Origin of the sequence: Bradyrhizobium sp. SK17 (assembly GCF_002831585.1) — a bacterium.
Taxonomy (GTDB): domain Bacteria; phylum Pseudomonadota; class Alphaproteobacteria; order Rhizobiales; family Xanthobacteraceae; genus Bradyrhizobium.
Genome location: NZ_CP025113.1, coordinates 5817458 through 5838265 on the forward strand (window position 1 = coordinate 5817458; position 20808 = coordinate 5838265).

Below are 20808 nucleotides of genomic sequence, written 5' to 3' on the forward strand. Positions count from 1 at the left end.
GAGCACCGGCCCTCCCGTTTGTGGCGCCACCGGCGCGGCTCCGCTTTGCGCCCATCCATGCTGCGTGTCGGCTTCCCGCGGCACGGCTATTTGGCATCATGAACGAACCTTCGGCTGGGCGGGATCGAAGACATAAGATGAATGGCCCAAGCGGTCTCAGGTTGGCGACCTGCTTCGGACTGGCGGTTGTTCTGCCCGCTGCGCAGACACCGCCAACGGCGCATCCGCGGGACGAATGGCGTGTCATTGCCAAGGAATGTCGCGACGTCTTGCCTGCGCAGGCAAAGATACGGGCGTGTCTCAATTTACTGAGCGATCGGCGGCTCGCGCCCGCCTACCTTGCGCCGATCAACGCCGAGATCTCGAGCACGTTCCAAGGCCTGCGGGACTACGGCAACGCCATCAAATACAAGAAGATCGAAATCGCGCACGCCAATACCGCGGTGGAGCAACCTTCGGCTTCCAGCGAAGCGCTTCCCGCAAGTTTTGGCGCGATGTCCCTGCGTTACCTGGAGCTGGGTACACTCCAGTCGCTCAATCGCCTGGCCTTCTTCGACAGTCAGTCGGATGAAGCGCGCCGAGACGCAACTGAAGAGCAAAGCAACTACAACCAAGCGCTTTCATACAACCCGATGAACTACAGGGCCTATCGGTACCGGGCTGAAATTCGCAGCCTGTTCTGCGATCGCGCGTCTGCTGCCCAGGACATGGAAGCCGCGGTCAGGTTTGCTGAACAGGCTGGTGATCAGGACGCCGCTCGGGACTACAAGCATGTCACGCTCAGCGCTTGCATTCCGGCCTGGCGCCGGGACTAGTTTGCGAAACCCGTCCGTCGCCACCCGGCGACATAGCGCCGCGCCAGACCATCCCGATCGAACCGAAAGGTATCAAAAAACCTGCGAAATCGAAGTCGACCATCTGGAAGCCTTGCGCAAAATGCGACAGAATGTCGCAGCAATTCGGTTCCGTCGATAGCCCCACCGGCGGCCATTTGCCCCGCTTTGGACGCTGCGGGCCAATCAACCAAAAGTCGAAGTGAGGCCACAAGGCATTGTTTCAAGTGCGCTTTGGCGACCAATCCTGCCGTGGGCGGCAAGCCGCCTGCACCGGAGCCATGGAGTCTCAGCACCATACAATCAAACTTAACGAAAATTGAGATTCTGGTTCCCCAAAAAATAGCTACCTGCGGTTTACACAACCGTAGGGTTTGTCAGTCCATTTCGGAAACGGGATGCGCGGATATCCCGCATGTTCAGTAGTCGAAAGGTAGAACAATGAAAGCAGTTTGCATTTCGTTCCTTAAGGACGAGACCGGAGCCACGGCCATTGAATACGGCCTGATCGCCACCGGCATTGCTATCGCCATCATCGCTGCGGTGAAGGGCGTCGGAACGGCGCTGAGCGGGACCTTCAACTCGGTGAGCAGCTCACTGAAATAATCGGAAGCTATGGACAGCGTTCTCAGCGCAACCATGGCCAGGCACCGGGCGGTTTCCTGTGTCCGTCCCGGTGCTGCTCCATCGTCGGCCCGCTGAATCGCCGACCTATTGAAGCATGAATGACGATTGCGGATTCGAATTTCCTCCGACGCGCGCCCTGCATGTTGCTTGATCATCGCGAGCCGCAGGCAGTCTGCCCTCCCTAGCCTCGCTGTAGCATTGTCAAGGACCGCAGCTCATGACCGCGGGCTGTCGGAAAGTTGGAATGTCCCTCCCGATTTGCGCGCCGGTCGTAGCGGCGTCTAACACCCCAACTCAACTGGTGAGCGCGGCTGCCCGGATGTGGCTGGCGACAGCCCTGGCGCTTGCCGTCGTGCTGCTCGTGCCGTTCTTCGTTGTCGATGTTCCACCGGTCCTGGACTATCCGAACCACCTCGCGCGGTTCTTCATCCTGGCGCATCCCGACGATCCAGTTCTCTCGAAAATGTATGCGCCGCACTGGACCGTCCTGCCCAATCTCGGCGTCGACCTCATCGGCGCTGCACTGCTGCGCATGACCGATGCGCACACCGGTGGTCGGATGCTGCTGGCCTTGTCCCTGATGTCTCCGGTGGCCGGGGCCATCATCTACCATCGGACCGTGTTCGGTACGCGTTCCTACTGGCCGCTGGCGTCGGGACTGGTCGCCTACAATGCGTGCTTCTTCCTGGGCTTCATGAACTACCTGCTGTCGCTTGGCCTGGCGCTGGCGGGCGCGGCTGCCTGGATCGCGCTTCGTCGGCGGGATCGTTCGGGCTGGAAGGCGGTCGCCGGCGCGGTAGCGGCGATCGTGACCTTCTTCAGCCATATCTTCGGGCTCGCGTTGCTGTTCCTGCTGATTGCAGCAGACGAAGTGGCCGAGCTCTGGAGGAGGCACGAGTCGGGTACACTCACGCCGCGCGCCTTCCTGAAGGCCGCCGTCCCGATGCTGGTCGCTCTCGGACCCGTCGTGGTGCTGTACGGCATGAGTCCGTTCGGCGACAAGGCCACGACGTTCGGTGCCTGGCGGGCCATTTCCAAAGTCATGAGGCTCGTAAGTCCATTCATGACGACGAGCGTCGCTCTGACACTCGTGACCACGGTCGCGGTTGCCGTTGTGCTGATCGCGATGCGCCGCCGGATCACGTTTGCCCCGGGACTGCCGCTCGTTCTGGCGGTGCTGGCGATCGTCTACGTCGCCGCGCCATTGCGGCTAAAGGGCGGCTCCTTCATCGATCTGCGCGTGGCGCTGATGTTCGCCCTGCTGTTGTTCGCGGGCATTCAACCGCGGATCGCACGGCGCGAGGCAATGTTCGTCGCGTTCACTCTGGCGGCCCTGATTTGCGTCCGCTCCGCCTATGTCGGGGCAACGTGGATCGATCACCGCAAGGACGTCGCCGATCTGCGGGCTGCGATCGCCAGTGTCGAGCCCGGCGCGCGCGTGCTGGTTGCAACGGGATATCAGGGAGAGGTGGCGCAAGCCGATCCCGAGCGCAGGGCCCTGTTCGGCATTTACCGATTGACCGGACACCTCCCCGCCTTGCTGGCGATCGAACGCTCGGCATTTTGGCCGACCCTGTTCGCCGATCCTTCGCAACAGCCGGTGACCGTGTTGCCGCCATTCCGTCGGATTTCGACCCCGTTGGGGGAGCCGCTGGACTGGAGCACGCTGGCCAGCGAACGATATTCCGAGGAGACGTTGCAGTTTGCGCCGTACCTCGCCCGCTGGCGCGCCGATTTCGACTACGTGCTGCTGATTGATCCAACGCCCGAGCCTGAGCATATAGCGAAGCTGTCGTCGCTCTACGATGGCAACTTTGCGAAGCTCTATCGGATCGATCACTGATCCACCGCCGCGCTCGCAGCAGCTCCCGGTCAATGATGCGACGCCGCGGCGCCGATCGCGAGGCCGCCAGTTGCGGCAGCCGCGCGATCGATCACCTCGCGACGGGATCCACCCGTTCAGGCGCGCTGCACTCTCAGCAGCGGCCGCGGAAAGGCCTGCGCGCAGGCGACGCCGAGCAGCGCGAGACCGCCGCCGATGACGTGGAACGGCCTGACCGGTTCTCCCAACATCACGATCGCGGCGGCGGCGGTCAGCACCGGCAGCAGGTTCATGAAGATCGCGCAGCGGTTGGGGCCGAGTTGCGCGACGCCGCGGATCCAGAGGAACGGCAGCACGACCGAGGCCAGCGCGCCGGCGTAGACGATCAGCGGCAGTGTCGCAGCGTTGACCTGGCGCAGCGGCGCCGGCGTGGCGAGGAAGGCGGGAAACATCACGGCCAGCGCGCACAGCGCCTGCATGTAGGTCGACTGCCATCCGGTGATCGGCAGATTCCATCGCTTTAGCAGCACGCCGTACAGCGCGTAGACGATCGCGGCCAGCAGCATCAATGCGTCGCCGGCATGCACGCCGTTGCGCAGCAGTGATGACAAATCACCGCCGCTAACGAGATAGATCAGGCCCGCGAACGACAATGGCGCGCCGCAGATCATGCCGAGCGTCGGCTGCTCGCCGAGCAACGCGGCACTGAGCGCGACGGTCAACAGCGGCGTCAGCGCGGTGAACACCGCCATGTTGGTCGCGGTCGTTGTCTCGGCCGCCAGATACGACAGGCTCTGGAACAGGCACATCGCAAGAAAGCCAAGGATCGCGAGCGGACCGAGATGCGGCCAGATCGCAAGGCGGTTGCGCCAGACGGCGCGCGCCACGAACGGAGACATCAACAGAACCGCGACCAGCAGGCGATAGAAGGTGATTGCCTGCGGACCGATGGTGTGCGCCGACAGGCGGGACACGATGACGTTGCCGGCCCACAGCACGATGGCGACGAAGGGATAGAGAAGTGCGGCTTTCTGCTTGAACATGATCTGATCGCGGGGTTCGAGGAATACCCGCCAGCAACTAGCTGTCGCATGATGGTCCGTCTCACGCTAGAATGACCTAACCTAGCGAAATTGGGACATTCGAGATCAAGACGTGTTCGACGAGCTGATCACACGGCACCTCGACTATCACGCCACGGCACGGCCGATGGCGGCGATGGAGATCGACTATCCGAGCGGCGCCTCGACCGGACTGCACGCGCATCCGCGCGGCCAGCTGCTCTACGCCATCGAAGGCGTCATGATCGTTCGCTGCGTCGAGGGCACCTGGGTGGTGCCGCCCAATCGCGCGGTGTGGCTGGTGGCTGGGCTGGAACACGAGGTCCGCATGTGCGGCGCGGTCAAGATCCGCACCGTGTTCGTCGACGCCGGCACGGCGCCGAATCTGCCGCAGACCAGTTGCGTGTTCACGGTCTCGCCGCTGCTGCGCGAATTGTTCGTCGCTGCGATGCGTGTCCCGCTCGACTATGCGTCCGCGACCAGCGACGAGCGCCTGATGCTGGTGCTGCTCGACCAGCTGCGCGAGGTCGATGTGCTGCCGCTGCATCTGCCGATGCCGCGCGACGAGAGGCTCGCGCGGATCTGCGAGGCGCTGGTGAGCCACCCGGACGATGCCTCCACTGCCGAGCAGTGGGCGCGCCGGCTGAAGTTGACGTCGAAGACCGTCCATCGCCTGTTTGCCAAGGAAACCGGCATGACGTTCGGCGAGTGGCGTCAGCAGGCTCGCCTGCTGTTCGCGCTCGAGCGCCTCGCGCGCGGCGCGCGGGTGGTCGATGTCGCGCTCGACGCCGGCTATGCCAGCCAGAGCGCGTTCACTGCGATGTTCCGCCGGCATTTCGGTGTGCCGCCAAACGCCTTCTATCGATAGGCCCTCACGGCGGAGAGCTAACGCTCGGCTGGCGCTGACTGGGCGGCCGGCCCCACGATCCATTCCCTGAACGCCGCGATTTTCGGCAGCGACTGCCTGTTGTCGGGACAGACGAGATAATAGGCGAATTCCTCCAGATGCGCGGTGTCCTGCAATTGGATCAGTTCGCCGCGCGCGATCTGGTCTGCGACCATCGCCGCCGGCAGCAGCCCCGCCCCCTGCCCCGTCAGCACCGCCTTCAGCAGCAGGCTGCCGTCATCGAACGAGGGGCCGCGCGGCGTCCGAACCTCCGCGATGCCGTTGGCCTGAAACCACAGGCTCCAGCCCTTGCGCTCGGCGTCATGCACCTGCGGCCAGCCCGCGAGCTCATCGGGAGATGCCGGCCGCCCGAGCCGCTCGACCAGCGATGGCGCGGCCACCACCACCATCTCGACCGTGACGACGCGATCGCTGCGCAGCCCCGGATAACGGCCAAGGCCGTGGCGCACCGCGATGTCGACACCGCTGCGCGAGAAGTCCACCAGCGTGTTGCCGGTGACGATCTGAAGATCGATCTCGGGATGCGTATTCTGAAATGACGCCAGGCGCGGCACCAGCCAGGCCGATGCGAAGAATGGCGTGACGCTCACCGTCAGCGTGCCGATATCGACAGATGCGGTGACACGGCGCGACGCATCCGCGATCTGGCGAAAGGCATTGCGGATCGACGGCAGATAGTCGCGACCGGCGTCGGTGAGATAGATGCCGCGCGGCACCCGCTCGAACAGTTTCACCCCCAGATGGGCTTCGAGGGTCTTGAGCATCTGGCTGACCGCGCCCGGCGTCACGCACAGCTCCTCGGCCGCGAGCTTCACCGAGAGGTGGCGGGCGGCGGACTCGAACGCCTTGAGCGCGTTCAGGGGTGGAAGCCTGCTCTCCATGATTTAGATTTTCTAATCCAGAATCCGCAGCAAATCTGGTTTGCCAACCTGGTCTTCTGCGCGCTCTATCAGCCTATCCTAATGCTGAAAGCCTCGTCAACGCAGAGCATTCCTAGCTAAAAAGTTAGATTTTCTAATCTTTCGATGCCTACCAGCGACGGCTTTCAGTTCACGCATGAAACCAGGACAAGGCATGTTTGAGGTCCCCGATAGATTAGACCTGCGCGAAGTCAGCGCAGGTAGCCCCGCCAGCAGACTCGTCGATCGCATCAACGCGTCGCAAGCCGGCGCCCTGCCCGGCCTGCTGGGCTTTCGCTGGATCGAAGCCGAACGCGGCCACATCCGCGGCCGCTTCGACATCGCCGCAAAGCACTTCTCGCCGCACGGACTGTTACACGGCGCGAGCATCGTCGCGCTGGCAGATACCGCGTGCGGGTTCGGCTGCCTCGCGTCCTTGCCGGACGGTGCCGTCGGCTTCGCGACCGGCGAGTTGAAGACGAATTTCATCGGCGCGGCGCGCGAAGGCGGCGTGAGCTGCGAGGCGCGCCTCGTTCATGCCGGGCGCACCACCCAGGTGTGGGATGCCGAGATCCGCAGCGAGGCGACCGGCAAGACGATCGCGCTGTTCCGCTGCACGCAGATGCTGCTCTATCCGCCGGCCGGGGCCAGTGACCGCGCGGCGCAGGGAGAACGATCATGAGGAGTGCCACCATGCACGCCGGACAGCAACGCGCGAAGCCGTTCTACGGCTGGATGGTGGTCGCGGCCGCCTTTGTCGTCACGTTCATCGGCTTCGGCAGCGCCTACACGTTCTCATCCTTTGTCGAGTCCTTGCAACGCGAGTTCGGCGCCTCGCGCGGCTCGGTGTCGCTGGTGTTCTCGTTCGCGGGCTTCCTGTATTTCGGCCTCGGCATCGTCTCGGGCCCGCTTGCCGACCGCTGGGGCGCGCGCCGGCTCGCGGCAATTGGAATGGCGCTGGTCGGGCTTGGCATGGTGCTGGCGGGACAGGCGCAAACCATCCTTCAGGTCTACGCCGCCTACAGCATCGGGATCGGCGCCGGCGTCGGTTGCGCCTACGTCCCGACGCTGGGTGCCGTGCAACGCTGGTTCGTCCGGCGGCGCGGCTTTGCGTCGGGCCTCGCCGTCAGCGGGATCGGGGTCGGAACATTGGTGATGCCGCCGCTCGCCACCTGGCTGATCGCGAGCCTCGGCTGGCGCGATGCCTATGTCGTGCTCGGCGTCGTTGCCGTTATCGCCGGCATCGGCGCATCGCTCCTGATCGCGGACGATCCGCGCCGCTACGGCACCGGACCGGATGGCGACCCGCTCGATATGGCGTCAGGCCCGCCGCTGCGTCAGGGTGTTTCGATCCGCCATGCGGTACGCACCGCCCGCTTCGCGGGGCTCTATGCGGCCTGCCTGGTCAGTGCGTTCGGCGTGTTCGTACCCTTCGTGCATCTGGTGCCGTTCGCGCTCGACCATCAGGTGACGCCGACGCTCGCCGTGCTACTGCTCGGGATGATCGGCGTCGGCAGCACGGCCGGTCGCTTCGTCCTGGGGAGCATCGCCGACCGGGTCGGCCGTGACGCGTTTCTGATCGCGATGTATCTCGGAATGGCCGCCTCGCTGGCGATCTGGGCGTTCGCCGGCGCATTCTGGTCGCTGACCGTCTTCGCGCTGTTGTTCGGCGTGTTCTATGGCGGCTGGGTCGCGATCCTGCCCGCGGTGGTCACCGACCATTTCGGCGGCCGCAATGTCGGCGGCATCATCGGCATCCTCTACACCAGCGTCGCATTCGGAACGCTGCTCGGGCCAAGCGCCGCGGGCTTCGCGTTCGACATCAACCACAGCTACCTCGTTCCGATTGCGATCAGCGCAGCCGCCAACCTGGTCGCCGCCCTCCTCGCAATGGCTACGATGCGAACCGCCTCGCCGATCGCCACAGTCACGCCGCGTTGATCCCCATGACCGTCGGTGGCATCAATGCTACGTACGGGGATCACCGCCCCCGCTGGTTCGAGCCACGGAGATCCCTCGCATCGCCATGACCAACGCCTGGAGCTACCGCCGCGCAGATCGAGACGACATCGTCGAACTGGCGGCGTGGTCCGGTGCCGGCTCGCCTGGCCTCAGGCCGCACTTCCATGACGAGAGCCAGATCGTCCTGGTGCTGTCGGGGGCGCGCGCCTTTCGCATCGACGGCGCGACCGTCACGGTGCCTGCCGGACATGCCGCGCTCATTCCCGCCGGAATGCTCCATGCGCCGCTGCCGACACCGGATCAGACGGTTTGCCTGAATGCCTATGTTCCAACGAGCCGCGCCGCGTCGTCGCTACGGATCATCAGCGTCGGGGCACGGCTTCGGCGCTTGGGTGAGATATCGCCCGAGCACATGCTCGGGATCACCGGCGACATCCTGTCGCGTGAGCCGTCTCCCTCGGTGCAGCTCACCGGCAGGGCGAAGCTCGGCACCGCCCTGACGGGAAGCACCGAGCCGATCGGCGAGATCGCGGCGGGCTTCGGACGCAGCCGGGAAGGCTTCAGCCGCATGGTGAGGCGCGAGCTCGGCGTCTCGCCGCATGCCTTCCGCCTGCTGGCCCGGCTCAATCGTGCCCGGCAACTGCTGCGCGCCGGCGAGCCGATCGCAGCAGCGGCGGCCGATGCCGGCTTTGCCGACCAGAGCCATCTCACCCGTCTGTTCCGCCGCACCTTTGGCACCACACCCGGCGTCTACTGGCGTGACTGACGACGCGTCACAGACGTTCCAGACGGGCCGGCGCTCCACCCGCTAGCCTGCTCACCCTCAACGAGGGTGATGCATGGATCCCCAGACAAGTCTTCTGCTGCTCGCGGCCGGCGTCGCGGGAGGCGTCATCAATGCATTGGCGGGCGGCGCAACGCTGATCACGTTTCCGGCGATGCTGGCGGCCGGCCTGCCCGCCGTCATCGCCAACGCATCGAATGCGGTGGCGATCTCGCCGGGGCACCTGATCGCAGCGCTAGCCGATCGCGGCAAGATCCCGCCACCGACGCGGCGCCTGCTCGGCTTCATCATCGTCTCCACGCTTGGTGGCGCAATCGGCGCCGGCGTCTTGTTGCTGCTTCCCGAACGGCTGTTCGTTCTGCCGGTTCCGGGGCTGATCGCCTTCGCGACGTTGCTGTTTGCTTTCGCGCCGCAGATCCAGGCCTGGACCATCGGACGGCAGGCCGGCGCGGCCTTGCCCTCGACCGGCATCAGCAGTGCCGTGCTCGGACTCGCGTGCGTCTATGGAGGCTTCTTCGGTGCCGGGCTCGGCGTCATCCTGACCGCGGTGCTGTCGATCACGGAGCCCAACGACATCAGGGCGATCAAGGCGTTGAAGAACCTGCTCGCGACCTGCGTGTCGCTCGCCGCCACCGTGATCTTCATCGTGCAAGGCGCGGTGCGATGGCCGGAGACCGTAGCCATGCTGATCGGCGCGATGATCGGCGGTTATGCGGGAGGTCACCTGATCCGGGTGCTTCCCGCGACCGTCGTCCGGCAATTCGTCATTGTGGCCGGGGCGGTGATGACCGTGATCTACGCCGCGCGATACTGGCTCTAGTTAGAGCGAGGGAGCCGAGGCTCCCAGCTCGATCGCGAAGACTTAACTTAGTGCGTCGTCATCCAGGCGCGGGCTTCGCGCTGGGCAGCCGCGATCTCGACATCGGACATCTGCTCGGCGACCTCCCGGCGGTACGAGATCGCGTCGGTGCGCCCTTTGAGCGCCGCCAGGTTGAACCATTTGTGCGCCGCGACGAGGTTGACCACACCGGATCGGCCGCTTGCCCAGTACATGCCGCGCTCGAACAGCACGTCCTGGATCGCGGTCGCAGCAACCGGGATGGCAGCTTCCTGATCGATGACCCCCTGAAACATTGTCGTCATTCCCCTTTTTGTTGTTGGCCGCCCTCCCCCGAGCGCGGCCCCCGTCCACTGTTCAAACGCCCTGTTATGTCCGCGCTGACCTTCGTCATGCGCCGCGCCGATCCGCTGGATCACCGCTCGCCGGTTGCCGGCTTGTTGGGATGATCATGGCCCATCAAATTTGAAGAGCGGTTTAAGTATCGCGATGAACGGGATGTAAACCGGCAGCGCCGGGAAGCTTTGCCGGAATCGCAGAAGTGCCTGTGCCGCAGGCATTTCCGCACATTCGTGAACGCCGGTTTACCCTGGCGTTTCGGACATCGATAACCATGGCGGACATTGGCCCTGCGCGTCGGCCGGTCCAAATCGGCAACCGGTCTTCGAATCGACGGAGGGGCGCACGTCCCTCTTGCCGACGCAGGACAGCGAGCGCGGCCGGCACGCGTACAACAACGCACGGCCCTCGAGGCTCGACATCGATTTAGAACTGGAATGGGGGAATGGGTACCGGGGCGCGGACTGCGCAGGCCGCCGGAACGAGGGGGTCGGCGAACACGTCAGGACCAGATTTCAACGCGGCATTCTCGCCGGTGAAACTGCGGAACCAAGCGGGCTCCGCACCGAACGAAGAAATCTCTGTTTCTTCTGCCGGACCGGTTTTGGGAAGGTTACCCTCTCCGAAATTCGATCCAGCCGTTTGACCTGATGTCTCGCCGACACCCTCTTTCGTCAGCCAGAGCCTTGGGGTGGATGTGCCTCTCAGCAGTCCGTCCGATGGCTCTCGCGACGTGCCGGCATCAAGCCGCCGGCAATCCTCTCAAGGCGAGAGGCTTACTTCTTCTTCTTGGCGACCTTGCGGGTCTTCTTCGCAGTCTTCTTCACTGCGCTCTTCGCCTTCTTCGCCTTCGCCTTCTTTGCCTTCTTAGCCATGTTGCCCTCCAGTATGTGAGATGGCTCTACGCTGCGTGCACTCGGGAATCGATATGCACTACTTCCCGAATACACCAACAGACCAAAAAAAACAGTGTCCCGCTTAAGGAAGTGTTGACGCAGCGATGGCAGTGCGCGCAGCGCGCGTCGCCGGAAAACTTGCCGACGCGTTCAAGCGTCAATGCGAGAAACGCAATCGCGTCCGACATCGGCATTTGTCAACGTCATCGGAAACCACTTGTATTGTAGGCAATTCGTGAATTCGCATTCGAACACGCGACGCACGATCGCGGTCGCGCTGAGTCGAACGCGCTTGCGCGAAACGGCGCGCCACGACCTCCGAGTCGCAATTTTTGGCAACGAAAAAAATTTCGTGGGTAAGCCAACTTTTGCCTCGTCTGAGGTCATCCGAACCCGATTCCCGGTCGAATCGTGGATCCCGCGATTCGGCACCGACGGCATCATCGAGGCGACAAAGGGAGGCCGTGAGGCGAGATCACGCCGCGTTCACGCGCGCGCGACGACGCTAGATGCGATCACGCGAGAGCATGATCCGGTTGGATCAAACGCCAAGGACAACATCATTGTCCTGTTGGTTCAGATGCCGAGCTTGGACTTCAGGAGGTCGTTGACCGACTGCGGGTTGGCCTTGCCGCCCGACGACTTCATCACCTGGCCGACGAACCAGCCGACCAATTGGGGCTTCGCCTTGGCCTGCTCGACCTTGTCGGGATTGGCCGCGATGATGTCGTCGACCACCTTCTCGATCGCGCCGAGGTCGGTGACCTGCTTCATGCCGCGCGTTTCAACGAGCGCGCGCGGATCGCCGCCCTCCTGCCACACGATCTCGAACAAGTCCTTGGCGATCTTGCCGGAAATCGTTCCCTCGCCGATCAGGCCGACGATCGCGGAGAGTTGCTGTGCCGACACCGGCGAGGCTGCAATGTCGACGCCTTCCTTGTTGAGGCGTCCAAACAGTTCGTTGATCACCCAGTTGGCGGCGAGCTTGCCGTCGCGCGCCTTGTCGGCGAGGCCCGACAGCACCGTCTCGTAGAACTCTGCGCTCTCGCGCTCGGCGACCAGCACGCTTGCATCATAGGGCGACAAGCCGAAGCCCGTAATAAACCGGGACTTCTTCTGGTCCGGCAGTTCCGGCAGCTGCGCCTTGAGATCGTCGACGAAGGCTTGGCTGAACTCGAGCGGCAGGAGGTCGGGATCCGGGAAGTAGCGGTAGTCGTGCGCCTCTTCCTTCGACCGCATCGAGCGGGTCTCGCCCTTGTTCGGATCGAACAGCCGGGTTTCCTGGTCGATCGTGCCGCCGTCCTCGATGATCTCGATCTGACGCCGCGCCTCGTACTCGATCGCCTGGCCGATGAAGTTCACCGAGTTCATGTTCTTGATTTCGCAGCGGGTGCCGAGCGCGATCTCGCCGTAACGGCGCACCGAGACGTTGACGTCGGCGCGCAGGCTGCCCTTCTCCATGTCGCCGTCGCAGGTGCCGAGGTAACGCAGGATCGAGCGCAGCTTGCTGACATAGGCCTTGGCCTGCTCGGCGTCGCGAATGTCGGGCTTGGAGACGATCTCCATCAGCGCGACGCCGCAACGATTGAGGTCGACATAGGACATCGTCGGCGACTGGTCGTGGAGCAACTTGCCGGCATCCTGTTCCAGATGCAGCCGCTCGATCCCGATCGTGACGTTACGGCCGCCGTCGAGTTCGAGCGACACCTCGCCCTCGCCCACGATCGGCGACTTGTACTGGCTGATCTGGTAGCCTTGCGGCGAGTCCGGATAGAAGTAGTTCTTGCGGTCGAATACCGAGCGCAGATTGATCTTGGCGTTCAGCCCGAGACCGGTGAGCACCGCCTGGCGGACGCACTCCTCGTTGATGACTGGCAGCATGCCCGGCATCGCGGCATCGACCAGCGAGACGTGCGAGTTGGGCTCGCCGCCGAACGCGGTCGATGCGCCGGAGAACAGCTTCGAGGACGAGGTGACCTGGGCATGGACCTCCATGCCGATCACGACCTCCCAATCGCCGGTGGCGCTCTTGATCAGTCTGTGCGGGGCGGCGGATGCGGTCATGGATCTCGTTGTCCGGATAAAGTGATATCTGGGATGCTAATGGGCTTCGCGCAACCAACCGCGCCAGTCAAGCCGCCTTGCGGCCCCTCGTCGGCCGCGCCGTCGCCTGCGGCGCTGCTCAGAGCCCGCGCCGGAACTGCTGAAAGGCCTTGCTCGCGCGCAGTGCGTCCGCGCCGCCCGTGATCAACTGGTCGACCTGCTCCGGCGGCAGCGAAAGCCGGGTCGGGATGGCGTTCAGGATGCCGGCACGCTCCGGTCCGAGCCGGTCGAAGCCCAGTCGCTCGACATAGATCGCGACATCACCGCATTTCCAGCCGGGCCCGACGCCGAGACGGCTGCGATCGGCCGCCGACAGTCCGCACCGCCAGTGCTTCAGCTTGCCCGACCAGTCGTTGGCAAGCGCGGTGAAGGCCGCGTAGCTCGATCGCACGCTGGCATCGATCGCGGTGTCGGCGGCCGCCGACACCAGTTCGACGCCGCTCGGCCCTTCGAGCGTCTGCACGAAGTCGCCGGAGATGCCGCGGCCGGCGTCGACCACCAGGAACAGGATGCGCTTGAGCTTGGCCGCTTGCCGCTCGCTCAAGGGCTCGTAGGGACGCTGCGCCGCGAGCAAGCCGATGCTCAGCCCCGACAGGCCGTAATTGTCGACCAGCCCGCCATCGAGCAGCTTGACGTAGCGCATCGAGCCGTCGCGGTAGCGTGCCTGGGCCTCGGCATAGGAGCGCAACAGCGGCTGCGCGTTCGGATCGTTGCGTACCCGTTCGAGCCAGGGCGGCAGCGGCGCCGCACAGCCGCCGGGGAAGGTTTCCAGCACGATCGGCGCGAACGCCAGCGGCACCGCCGCGGATGCCGCCACCGCTTCGGCGACACGATAGGAGCGGATGTCGCTGCACAGCGCATCGAACGAGGTCTTGCCGAACACGAACGGCGTGCGGTTGTAGATGTCGGATGCGTTGATCCAGACCCGCGGCCGGCGGTCGTCGGGCAACGCCTCGAACCGCGCACCGTTGAACAGATTGCGATCGAGCCAGTCGGTGAATTGGCTGTCGTTGATGCCGCCACCCAGTGCGCGTCCGATATTGCCGAGCGAGATCTGGGTCTTCAGGCCCTCCTCGGCGTTGCGCAGTAGGAAGCGTTCACGAAAATCATCGAGCGCCGCACGCCGCTTCAATCCGAAATAGGCGGCGGTGATTGACCCGCCGGAGACGCCGGAGACGAAGTCGACGCGATCCAGCAGCGTCTTGGTGCCGGCGGCACCGGAATGCACCCGATCGAGTTCCTCCAGCACGCCGAACGAAAACGCCGCCGCGCGGGTGCCGCCACCGGAGAACGACAGTGCGAGCAGCAAATCATCTTCATAGGTCGGAAAGTCGCGGGCACTGCTGTTGTCGGCAAGCGCGGCGCCAAGCGGCACGTTGCCCGGCAGGTTATAGACGGTCGCGCAGCCGGCAAGGCCCGCCGCCACCACGGCCACCAGCATCGCTGACAGCCATCCCCCTATCCCCGACCCACGCACGAAATACTCTCTTTGCCGCTGGCCCCCGCCCGGTTCACCAGCCTATCACGGCCAATCTGGGCGGCGGCATGGCGGCCGAAACAGGGTTAATGTTCGCGGTGCCGAGACACCGCATCTGGTACCGATCGTTCAGGCCAACAACGCGGCGACGATCCGTTCCCACTCGGCCTCGACTGTGTCCTTGGCGACTGGCTGGCCGGCCCGGCGATACCAGTAGCCGGCATTGCCGAGATCGCCTTCGACGCGATGCAGATAAGCGTGCACCCAAGCCGAACTGGCATCGCTCTCATTCATCACGATGCGGTGCGCCTGGTCCCAATCGCCCTTCGCCGCCCACCACAACGCCGCGAGCGCGGGCGACAACGTCGAGTCCGGCACAGCGTCATGCAGGCTGGCGCGGAACTCGGCCATCGCTCACCACCATTTCGCCGGCGTGAAGCGGCCGGCAGCCTGCTCGATCACCTCGCCGAGCGAGAACAGCGTCTCCTCGTCGAACGGCCGGCCGATCAGTTGCAGGCCGAGCGGCAAGCCCTGGCTGTCCTTGCCCGCGGGCACCGCGATGCCGGGCAGGCCCGCCATGTTCACGGTCACCGTGAAGATGTCATTGAGATACATCTCGACGGGATCGGCGCCGCCCTTCTCGCCGATGCCGAACGCCGCCGACGGCGTCGCCGGCGTCAGGATCGCGTTCACGCCCTTGGCGAAGCAGTCCTCGAAATCCTTCTTGATCAGCGTACGCACCTTTTGTGCGCGCAGATAATAGGCATCGTAATAGCCGGCCGAGAGCACATAAGTGCCGATCAGCACGCGACGGCGCACCTCGTCGCCGAAGCCGTCGGCGCGGGTGTTCTCGTACATCTCGATGATGTTCTTGCCCGGATCGCGCAATCCGTAGCGCACGCCGTCATAGCGCGCGAGGTTTGACGAGGCCTCGGCAGGCGCCACGATGTAATAGGCCGGCAGCGCGTATTTGGTGTGCGGCAGCGACACCTCGACCAACTCGGCGCCGGCGGCCTTCAGCCACTGCGCGCCTTCGCTCCACAGCTTCTCGATTTCGGCCGGCATGCCGTCGAGCCGATACTCCCGGGGGATGCCGATCTTCATGCCCTTCACGGACTTGCCGATCGCGGCCTCGTAGTCCGGCACCGCGATGTCGACCGATGTGGTGTCCTTCGGATCGTGCCCGGCCATCGAGCGCATCAGGATCGCGGCATCGCGCGTCGAGCGTGCGATCGGGCCGGCCTGGTCGAGCGAGGATGCGAACGCCACGATGCCCCAGCGCGAGCAGCGGCCATAGGTCGGCTTGATGCCGACGGTTGCGGTGAACGCAGCAGGCTGGCGGATCGAGCCGCCGGTATCGGTCGCGGTCGCGCCCATGCAGAGTAACGCCGCCACCGCCGAGGCCGAGCCGCCGGACGAACCGCCTGGCACCAGCGTCGTGTTAGAGCCTTCGCGGCGCCACGGGTTGGTGACCGGACCGAAGAACGAGGTCTCGTTCGACGAGCCCATCGCGAACTCGTCATTGTTGAGCTTGCCGAGCAGCACGGCGCCGTCGCGCCAAAGCTGCGAGGTCACCGTCGACTCGTAAGGCGGGATGAAGTTGCCGAGGATCTTCGAGCACGCCGTGGTCCTGATATCGCGGGTCGCGAACAGGTCCTTGATGCCGAGCGGGATGCCGGCCAGCGGGCCGCCCTCACCCTTTGCGATTTTGTCGTCGGCCGCCTTCGCCATCTCGCGGGCGCGGTCAGGTGTTTCGAGAACATAGGCATTGAGCGCGCGCGCGGCCTCGATGGCGGCGAGATGCGCATCGGTCAGCTCAACGGCGGTGAAAGACTTGCTCGCCAGGCCCTCGCGGGCCTCGGCGATCGTCAACGATGTCAAATCGGTCATTTATTTGTTGATCGGGCTGCAGAAAAACGGAGACAGGGTCTTGTCGTTGGCGGGATCGTCCAGGCGCGCCCTGTTTGCCTTGGCGTTCTCCCTGGCGCGCTCGGCGTCGAGAGCCTCGAGCTGGTCGAGCACGGCGTCGATCGCCTCATTGGGATCGGCGACCTTCCCCTTGCGCTCCATCACATCGAGGAAATCCATATAGGCCTTGTAGGCCTTCTCATCGTCGCAGAGCAGACACATTGGACTTTGTCGCTTTTGTTTGATGGGCTTCCGGCATCCAGTTCGCTCGAAAACACCAGGCGAGTGTTACTCGACCACCTTCGGCACCAGGAAGAAGTCGTTCACGGTATCCGGCGCGTTGCGGACGATGACATCGGCGATCTCACCGTCATTGACCACATCGGCGCGCTTCTTCATCTCCATCGGCGTCACCGAAGTCATCGGCTCGATGCCGTCGATATTCACTTCCGACAGCTGCTCGACGAAGGCCAGCATCGCGTTCAGCTCGCCCTGGAGATGGGGAACTTCGGCGTCGCTGACCGCGATCCGCGCCAGATGCGCGATGCGACGGACGGTCGTGGCGTCTACGGACATTATATAGGGCCTCGGGTGGTCAGGCTGAAAGGTCAGCCTGCCGTATAGCAGAGGCCGGTTTTGCGCCGCAACCGCGCTGGAAACCGGGGCAAAATCAGCCCGCCAACTGCCCTATCCGTGCCAGCGCCGCCCCGGCCAGCGCCCGGGTCAGCTCGGCGGCCGGCATTTCCTTGCCCATCCGCACCGCCTGCCCGGCCCAGAGATTGGTGAAATCGACCTTGCCCTGTTTTTCGGCAGCCGCCTTCAGGGGCCCGAGGGCGGTCGCCGCGTGCGGAAATGCCGGCGCATCCGGTGAGATCGAGCCGACCTCGCGCATCACCCTGTTGGCGACGCCACGCGCCGGGCGCCCGGTCATCACGTTGGTGATGACGGTCGATTCGTCGCTCGCCTGCGCCAGCGCGACACGGCCCTGCAGGGTCACCTTGGATTCCGGGCAGCGCAGATAGGCCGAGCCGATCTGCACCGCGGATGCACCGAGCGCGAACGCCGCCGCGATCCCGCGCCCGTCGGCAATGCCGCCGGCGGCGACGACCGGCACCTTCACCGCATCCACCACCTGCGGCAGCAGCGAGAACGTGCCCGGCTGTTCGGAGATATTCTCGGTCAGGAACATGGCGCGATGGCCGCCGGCATCGGCGCCCTGCGCGATGACGACGTCGGCACCGTTCTCTTCCAGCCAGATCGCCTCCTTCACCGTGGTCGCCGACGACATCACGATGGCGCCCGCTCCCTTCACCCGCTGGAGGAGCTTTGGCTCAGGCAGGCCGAAATGGAAGCTGACGACCTCGGGCTTCAATTCCTCGACCACGGCGCAGAAGGCCGCATCGAACGGTGCGCGGTTGGCGGCGTTGATCGCCGCATCCGGATCGAGGCCATGCTCGCGAAAATAAGGCGCCAGCCGCTGCCGCCATCGCGCCTCGCGCGCCGGATCGGCGTCGACCGCCTTGTGGCAGAAGAAGTTGAGGTTGACCGGCGCGGAGACGCGCTGGCGGATGATGTTGACCTGCTCGCGGGCCTTCTCGGCCGACAGCATCGCGCATGGCAGTGAGCCGAGCCCGCCCCTTGCGCCACTGCGATCACCAGCTCGGCATCCATTACGCCCGCCATCGGCGCCAGCACGATCGGGAATTCGGTCTTGAAGCGATCGATCAATCGACGGTCTGGCCACATGGTGTGCCTCGCACTTGTTCAGGTCAAAGAGGAAGAGAGTTGCGCCTGCCGTGCAGCGATTGCTCGGCCTCGGCGACGATGCGGCCGACGATCTCGGCCGCGGGAACGATATCATGGATCAAGCCGACGGATTCGCCGGCGAACACCGCGGCGATGTCGAAATTGCCCGCCTCCCTCGCGGCGGCATATTCCACCGCGATCTCATCCGCCCGCTGCATCAGCTCGATCTCGCGGCCGCTCCAGCGCCGCGAATGATCGTTGGAGAGCGACCGCGCGGTGAACGGTGCCGGCCACATCAATTTGCGCGACCAGTCCATCACCACGCCGCGCACCGTCTCGCCGCTCTTCGCCGCGCGGATCAATTGCTTCGCCCGCTCCGGCGCATCAGCTTCGAGGCTGGCATAGAAGCGCGTGCCCATCAGCACGCCGGAGGCGCCGAGCATCATCATCGCAGCCAGGCCGCGGCCATCCGCGATGCCGCCCGCCGCGACGACCGGTACCCGCCCTGCCGCGAAATCGATGATCGCAGGCACGATGTCGAGCGTGGTGCGCGAGGCGCCATGACCGCCCGCCTCGGTCCCCTGCGCAATCAGGATATCCGCGCCGCAATCGAGCGCTTGTTGAGCGAGTTCCTCATTCTGCACCTGACAGATCAGCAGCGCGCCCGCCGCCTTGATGGCAGACGCGAACGGCGCGGGATCGCCGAACGACAACATCACCGCGCGCGGCCGCGCCGCCAGCGCGATGTCGATCAGTTCGGGCTGCTTGGCGAGGCCCCAGGTGATGAAGCCGATGCCGAATGGCCTTGCGGACCCCTTCAGCTTTGCGGTTTCTGCCTCAAGCCACGCCCTGTCTCCGTAGCCACCGCCCAGAATGCCGAAGCCACCCGCCTCGCTCACCGCCCTGACCAGCCGGCTTCCCGTAATCATCGCCATCGGCGCCGCCAGGATCGGATGTTCGACGCCCAGACGCGTCGTCAAGTCGGTGCCGATCGGCATGCGTTGCTCCCTGTTCTGGACTTGCTGTTCTGGACTTGCTGTTCTGGACTTGCTGTTCTGGACTTGCTGTTCTGGACTTGCAGCTTAAGCCGGCCTAACATTCTCCGAAAATGAATACTAGAGAACGCTACCATCTCTAAAATAAAACGGTGATCCCAGATGGAATTGACCGACCTGCTCACCTTTTCCACGGTCGCGCGGCTTGGCGGCATCACCCGGGCCGCCGAAGAGCTCAATACCGTGCAGTCCAACGTCACCCAGCGCATCAAGGCGCTGGAGGCCGAGATCGGCACCCCACTGTTCGAACGGCACAGCCGCGGCATGTCACTGACCGGCGCCGGCCGTCGCTTGCTGCCCTATGCCGAACGGATGGCGGCGCTGTCGCGCGAGGCCGTGCTCGCCGCGCGCGACGATGGCGAACCAAAGGGCCCGTTGTCGATCGGCTCGATGGAGACCACTGCCGCGGTGCGACTGCCGACACTGCTGGCCGAGTTCCACCGCCGTTATCCTGCCGTGCGCCTGAGCTTGCGCACCGCGACAACCGCCGATCTCGTCGCCGCCGTGCTCGACGGTTCGCTCGATGGCGCTTTCGTCGCCGGCCCGATCGAGCACGCCGACCTGTCAACGACATCAGCGTTCACCGAGGAACTGGTGCTGGTCACCGCGCCGCGCTGGAAATCGCTCGCGGCGCTACGCGCCGGCACCTCGGAGTCGGGTCCGACCGCGCTGGTGTTCCGCACCGGCTGCACCTACCGGCAGCGTCTCGAACAGGTGTTCACCGAGTTCGGCTGGCCGTCTGCCGTCCGCTTCGAGTTGGGCACGCTCGACGGCATGGTCGGCTGCGTCGCCGCCGATATGGGGGTCACCCTGCTGCCGCGTGCCGTCGTCGAGCGCGATCATGTGCTCCGCGACGTCAACATCCACAGGCTCGGCTCGCAACACGCACATGTCGAGACGCTGTTCATCCAGCGCCGCACATCGCATCAATACAGTCCCTTGCAGGCGCTTGCCGCGTGCCTCGGCAACGACGACCGGGTGATTGCCGCCTGACCGGCGTTTTCGCATGGCGCCAGCCCGCCGCCGGACTTTGCCTCGGCGCGTGGCCGCGTGCTAAGCGCTAGCGCCATGCTCGCCCTCATCCTTCCCCTGATCGAAGCCGCGCCGCACTGGCCCGATCGCGGTGCGCTGATCGGCCTCGACCTCGGCACCAAGACCATCGGCGTTGCGGTCTCCGATCCGGACCGGCGGCTCGCCACCGGCGTCGAGACCATCCAGCGTAAGCAATTCAAGACCGATGCGGCGCGGCTGCTCGCGATCGCGGCCGAGCGCAACGCCGCGGGCTTCGTGCTCGGCCTGCCGATCAACATGGACGGCAGCGAGGGCCCGCGCGCGCAATCGACCCGGGCCTTTGCCCGCAATCTCGCGGGCCTCACCGCGCTTGCGATCGGTTTGTGGGACGAGCGGCTCTCGACCGCCGCGGTCGAGCGCGAGCTGATCGGTATGGACGTCAGCCGCGCCCGCCGCGCCGAAGTGATCGACGAACACGCCGCGATCTTCATCCTGCAAGGTGCGCTTGACCGCCTCGCCAAGCTGCGCGGAGAGCGCTGA

The 20808-nt window shown here is 65.0% G+C and carries 20 protein-coding genes and 1 pseudogene; 10 read left to right on the forward strand and 11 right to left on the reverse strand.

What is annotated here, in order from left to right; all coding sequences use genetic code 11:
- Nucleotides 1-137 precede the first annotated feature (137 nt).
- The 3 genes from CWS35_RS26930 to CWS35_RS26940 all read left to right on the forward strand — a co-directional run bounded on the left by CWS35_RS26930 (nucleotide 138) and on the right by CWS35_RS26940 (nucleotide 3303).
- On the forward strand, nucleotides 138-815 hold the full coding sequence (locus CWS35_RS26930; RefSeq protein ID WP_100954748.1) for a hypothetical protein: 678 nt from the start codon (nucleotides 138-140) through the stop codon (nucleotides 813-815).
- A gap of 459 nt (nucleotides 816-1274) precedes the next feature.
- On the forward strand, nucleotides 1275-1439 hold the full coding sequence (locus CWS35_RS26935; protein WP_024582063.1) for a Flp family type IVb pilin: 165 nt from the start codon (nucleotides 1275-1277) through the stop codon (nucleotides 1437-1439).
- A gap of 238 nt (nucleotides 1440-1677) precedes the next feature.
- Nucleotides 1678-3303: a hypothetical protein gene (locus CWS35_RS26940; RefSeq protein WP_245438681.1), complete on the forward strand. Its 1626-nt coding sequence runs from the start codon at nucleotides 1678-1680 to the stop codon at nucleotides 3301-3303.
- A 116-nt stretch (nucleotides 3304-3419) separates the two neighbouring features.
- On the opposite strand, the gene CWS35_RS26945 is transcribed toward CWS35_RS26940, so the two are convergent.
- Nucleotides 3420-4325, reverse strand: a complete 906-nt coding sequence (locus tag CWS35_RS26945; protein ID WP_100954750.1) for a DMT family transporter — start codon at nucleotides 4323-4325, stop codon at nucleotides 3420-3422.
- 112 nt (nucleotides 4326-4437) lie between these two features.
- Here CWS35_RS26945 and CWS35_RS26950 point away from each other — a divergent pair, with 112 nt between their 5' ends.
- Nucleotides 4438-5211 carry a helix-turn-helix domain-containing protein gene (locus CWS35_RS26950; protein ID WP_245438682.1) on the forward strand — a complete coding sequence of 258 codons (774 nt, stop codon included), beginning with the start codon at nucleotides 4438-4440 and terminating at the stop codon, nucleotides 5209-5211.
- 17 nt (nucleotides 5212-5228) lie between these two features.
- Here the strand turns inward: CWS35_RS26950 and gcvA are convergent, their stop codons facing one another.
- The gene (gene gcvA / locus CWS35_RS26955) at nucleotides 5229-6131 is read right to left on the reverse strand and encodes a transcriptional regulator GcvA (protein ID WP_100954752.1); all 903 of its coding nucleotides are present in this window, start codon (nucleotides 6129-6131) and stop codon (nucleotides 5229-5231) included.
- Between the two features lie 193 nt (nucleotides 6132-6324).
- On the opposite strand from gcvA, the gene CWS35_RS26960 reads away from it, so the two are divergent.
- The 4 genes from CWS35_RS26960 to CWS35_RS26975 all read left to right on the forward strand — a co-directional run bounded on the left by CWS35_RS26960 (nucleotide 6325) and on the right by CWS35_RS26975 (nucleotide 9715).
- A complete protein-coding gene (locus CWS35_RS26960; RefSeq protein ID WP_100954754.1) occupies nucleotides 6325-6831 on the forward strand; it encodes a PaaI family thioesterase in 507 nt (168 codons plus the stop codon).
- Nucleotides 6828-8090: an MFS transporter gene (locus tag CWS35_RS26965; RefSeq protein ID WP_245438685.1), complete on the forward strand. Its 1263-nt coding sequence runs from the start codon at nucleotides 6828-6830 to the stop codon at nucleotides 8088-8090. The genes CWS35_RS26960 and CWS35_RS26965 overlap by 4 nt, the downstream gene beginning before the upstream one ends.
- An 85-nt stretch (nucleotides 8091-8175) precedes the next feature.
- Nucleotides 8176-8877 (forward strand): AraC family transcriptional regulator, encoded by a 702-nt coding sequence (locus CWS35_RS26970; RefSeq protein ID WP_100954759.1) that lies wholly within the window; start codon nucleotides 8176-8178, stop codon nucleotides 8875-8877.
- A 73-nt stretch (nucleotides 8878-8950) separates the two neighbouring features.
- A complete protein-coding gene (locus CWS35_RS26975) occupies nucleotides 8951-9715 on the forward strand; it encodes a sulfite exporter TauE/SafE family protein (RefSeq protein ID WP_024582071.1) in 765 nt (254 codons plus the stop codon).
- Between the two features lie 47 nt (nucleotides 9716-9762).
- Here the strand turns inward: CWS35_RS26975 and CWS35_RS26980 are convergent, their stop codons facing one another.
- The 9 genes and pseudogenes from CWS35_RS26980 to CWS35_RS27020 all read right to left on the reverse strand — a co-directional run bounded on the left by CWS35_RS26980 (nucleotide 9763) and on the right by CWS35_RS27020 (nucleotide 19200).
- Nucleotides 9763-10029 (reverse strand): hypothetical protein, encoded by a 267-nt coding sequence (locus CWS35_RS26980; protein ID WP_024582072.1) that lies wholly within the window; start codon nucleotides 10027-10029, stop codon nucleotides 9763-9765.
- Nucleotides 10030-11544: 1515 nt separating this feature from the next.
- A complete protein-coding gene (gatB, locus tag CWS35_RS26985; RefSeq protein WP_100954761.1) occupies nucleotides 11545-13032 on the reverse strand; it encodes an Asp-tRNA(Asn)/Glu-tRNA(Gln) amidotransferase subunit GatB in 1488 nt (495 codons plus the stop codon).
- 118 nt (nucleotides 13033-13150) lie between these two features.
- Nucleotides 13151-14512 (reverse strand): patatin-like phospholipase family protein, encoded by a 1362-nt coding sequence (locus tag CWS35_RS26990; RefSeq protein ID WP_100954763.1) that lies wholly within the window; start codon nucleotides 14510-14512, stop codon nucleotides 13151-13153.
- 165 nt (nucleotides 14513-14677) lie between these two features.
- On the reverse strand, nucleotides 14678-14959 hold the full coding sequence (locus CWS35_RS26995) for a hypothetical protein (RefSeq protein WP_100954765.1): 282 nt from the start codon (nucleotides 14957-14959) through the stop codon (nucleotides 14678-14680).
- Nucleotides 14960-14962: 3 nt separating this feature from the next.
- Complete coding sequence (gatA, locus tag CWS35_RS27000; protein WP_100954767.1) at nucleotides 14963-16438, reverse strand: Asp-tRNA(Asn)/Glu-tRNA(Gln) amidotransferase subunit GatA; 1476 nt, start codon at nucleotides 16436-16438, stop codon at nucleotides 14963-14965.
- Nucleotides 16439-16678, reverse strand: a complete 240-nt coding sequence (locus tag CWS35_RS27005; RefSeq protein ID WP_100954769.1) for a hypothetical protein — start codon at nucleotides 16676-16678, stop codon at nucleotides 16439-16441.
- 66 nt (nucleotides 16679-16744) lie between these two features.
- Nucleotides 16745-17032: an Asp-tRNA(Asn)/Glu-tRNA(Gln) amidotransferase subunit GatC gene (gene gatC, locus CWS35_RS27010; protein ID WP_024582078.1), complete on the reverse strand. Its 288-nt coding sequence runs from the start codon at nucleotides 17030-17032 to the stop codon at nucleotides 16745-16747.
- Between the two features lie 94 nt (nucleotides 17033-17126).
- Nucleotides 17127-18202: pseudogene (locus CWS35_RS27015) on the reverse strand (NAD(P)H-dependent flavin oxidoreductase).
- Nucleotides 18203-18225: 23 nt separating this feature from the next.
- Complete coding sequence (locus CWS35_RS27020) at nucleotides 18226-19200, reverse strand: nitronate monooxygenase family protein (protein WP_100954771.1); 975 nt, start codon at nucleotides 19198-19200, stop codon at nucleotides 18226-18228.
- A 159-nt stretch (nucleotides 19201-19359) separates the two neighbouring features.
- Between CWS35_RS27020 and CWS35_RS27025 the strand changes: the two genes are divergently transcribed.
- Nucleotides 19360-20250, forward strand: coding sequence for a LysR family transcriptional regulator (locus CWS35_RS27025; RefSeq protein WP_024582081.1), 891 nt, complete (start codon nucleotides 19360-19362; stop codon nucleotides 20248-20250).
- Between the two features lie 75 nt (nucleotides 20251-20325).
- Entirely contained in the window at nucleotides 20326-20808 is a 483-nt protein-coding gene (ruvX, locus tag CWS35_RS27030) for a Holliday junction resolvase RuvX (RefSeq protein WP_168226379.1), read from the forward strand.

Excerpts from the sequence above, each read along its gene's own strand:
- gatA (WP_100954767.1), bottom strand. The coding sequence starts at position 16,438 with ATGACCGATTTGACATCGTTGACGATCGCCGAGGCCCGCGAGGGCCTG.
- CWS35_RS26975 (WP_024582071.1), top strand. The coding sequence starts at position 8,951 with ATGGATCCCCAGACAAGTCTTCTGCTGCTCGCGGCCGGCGTCGCGGGA.
- ruvX (WP_168226379.1), top strand. The coding sequence starts at position 20,326 with ATGCTCGCCCTCATCCTTCCCCTGATCGAAGCCGCGCCGCACTGGCCC.
- CWS35_RS26970 (WP_100954759.1), top strand. The coding sequence starts at position 8,176 with ATGACCAACGCCTGGAGCTACCGCCGCGCAGATCGAGACGACATCGTC.
- CWS35_RS26990 (WP_100954763.1), bottom strand. The coding sequence starts at position 14,512 with ATGCTGGTGGCCGTGGTGGCGGCGGGCCTTGCCGGCTGCGCGACCGTC.
- CWS35_RS26940 (WP_245438681.1), top strand. The coding sequence starts at position 1,678 with ATGACCGCGGGCTGTCGGAAAGTTGGAATGTCCCTCCCGATTTGCGCG.
- CWS35_RS26980 (WP_024582072.1), bottom strand. The coding sequence starts at position 10,029 with ATGTTTCAGGGGGTCATCGATCAGGAAGCTGCCATCCCGGTTGCTGCG.
- CWS35_RS26945 (WP_100954750.1), bottom strand. The coding sequence starts at position 4,325 with ATGTTCAAGCAGAAAGCCGCACTTCTCTATCCCTTCGTCGCCATCGTG.
- CWS35_RS26965 (WP_245438685.1), top strand. The coding sequence starts at position 6,828 with ATGAGGAGTGCCACCATGCACGCCGGACAGCAACGCGCGAAGCCGTTC.
- CWS35_RS26960 (WP_100954754.1), top strand. The coding sequence starts at position 6,325 with ATGTTTGAGGTCCCCGATAGATTAGACCTGCGCGAAGTCAGCGCAGGT.
- gatB (WP_100954761.1), bottom strand. The coding sequence starts at position 13,032 with ATGACCGCATCCGCCGCCCCGCACAGACTGATCAAGAGCGCCACCGGC.
- gatC (WP_024582078.1), bottom strand. The coding sequence starts at position 17,032 with ATGTCCGTAGACGCCACGACCGTCCGTCGCATCGCGCATCTGGCGCGG.
- CWS35_RS27025 (WP_024582081.1), top strand. The coding sequence starts at position 19,360 with ATGGAATTGACCGACCTGCTCACCTTTTCCACGGTCGCGCGGCTTGGC.
- CWS35_RS27005 (WP_100954769.1), bottom strand. The coding sequence starts at position 16,678 with ATGTGTCTGCTCTGCGACGATGAGAAGGCCTACAAGGCCTATATGGAT.
- CWS35_RS27020 (WP_100954771.1), bottom strand. The coding sequence starts at position 19,200 with ATGCCGATCGGCACCGACTTGACGACGCGTCTGGGCGTCGAACATCCG.
- CWS35_RS26930 (WP_100954748.1), top strand. The coding sequence starts at position 138 with ATGAATGGCCCAAGCGGTCTCAGGTTGGCGACCTGCTTCGGACTGGCG.
- CWS35_RS26935 (WP_024582063.1), top strand. The coding sequence starts at position 1,275 with ATGAAAGCAGTTTGCATTTCGTTCCTTAAGGACGAGACCGGAGCCACG.
- CWS35_RS26995 (WP_100954765.1), bottom strand. The coding sequence starts at position 14,959 with ATGGCCGAGTTCCGCGCCAGCCTGCATGACGCTGTGCCGGACTCGACG.
- gcvA (WP_100954752.1), bottom strand. The coding sequence starts at position 6,131 with ATGGAGAGCAGGCTTCCACCCCTGAACGCGCTCAAGGCGTTCGAGTCC.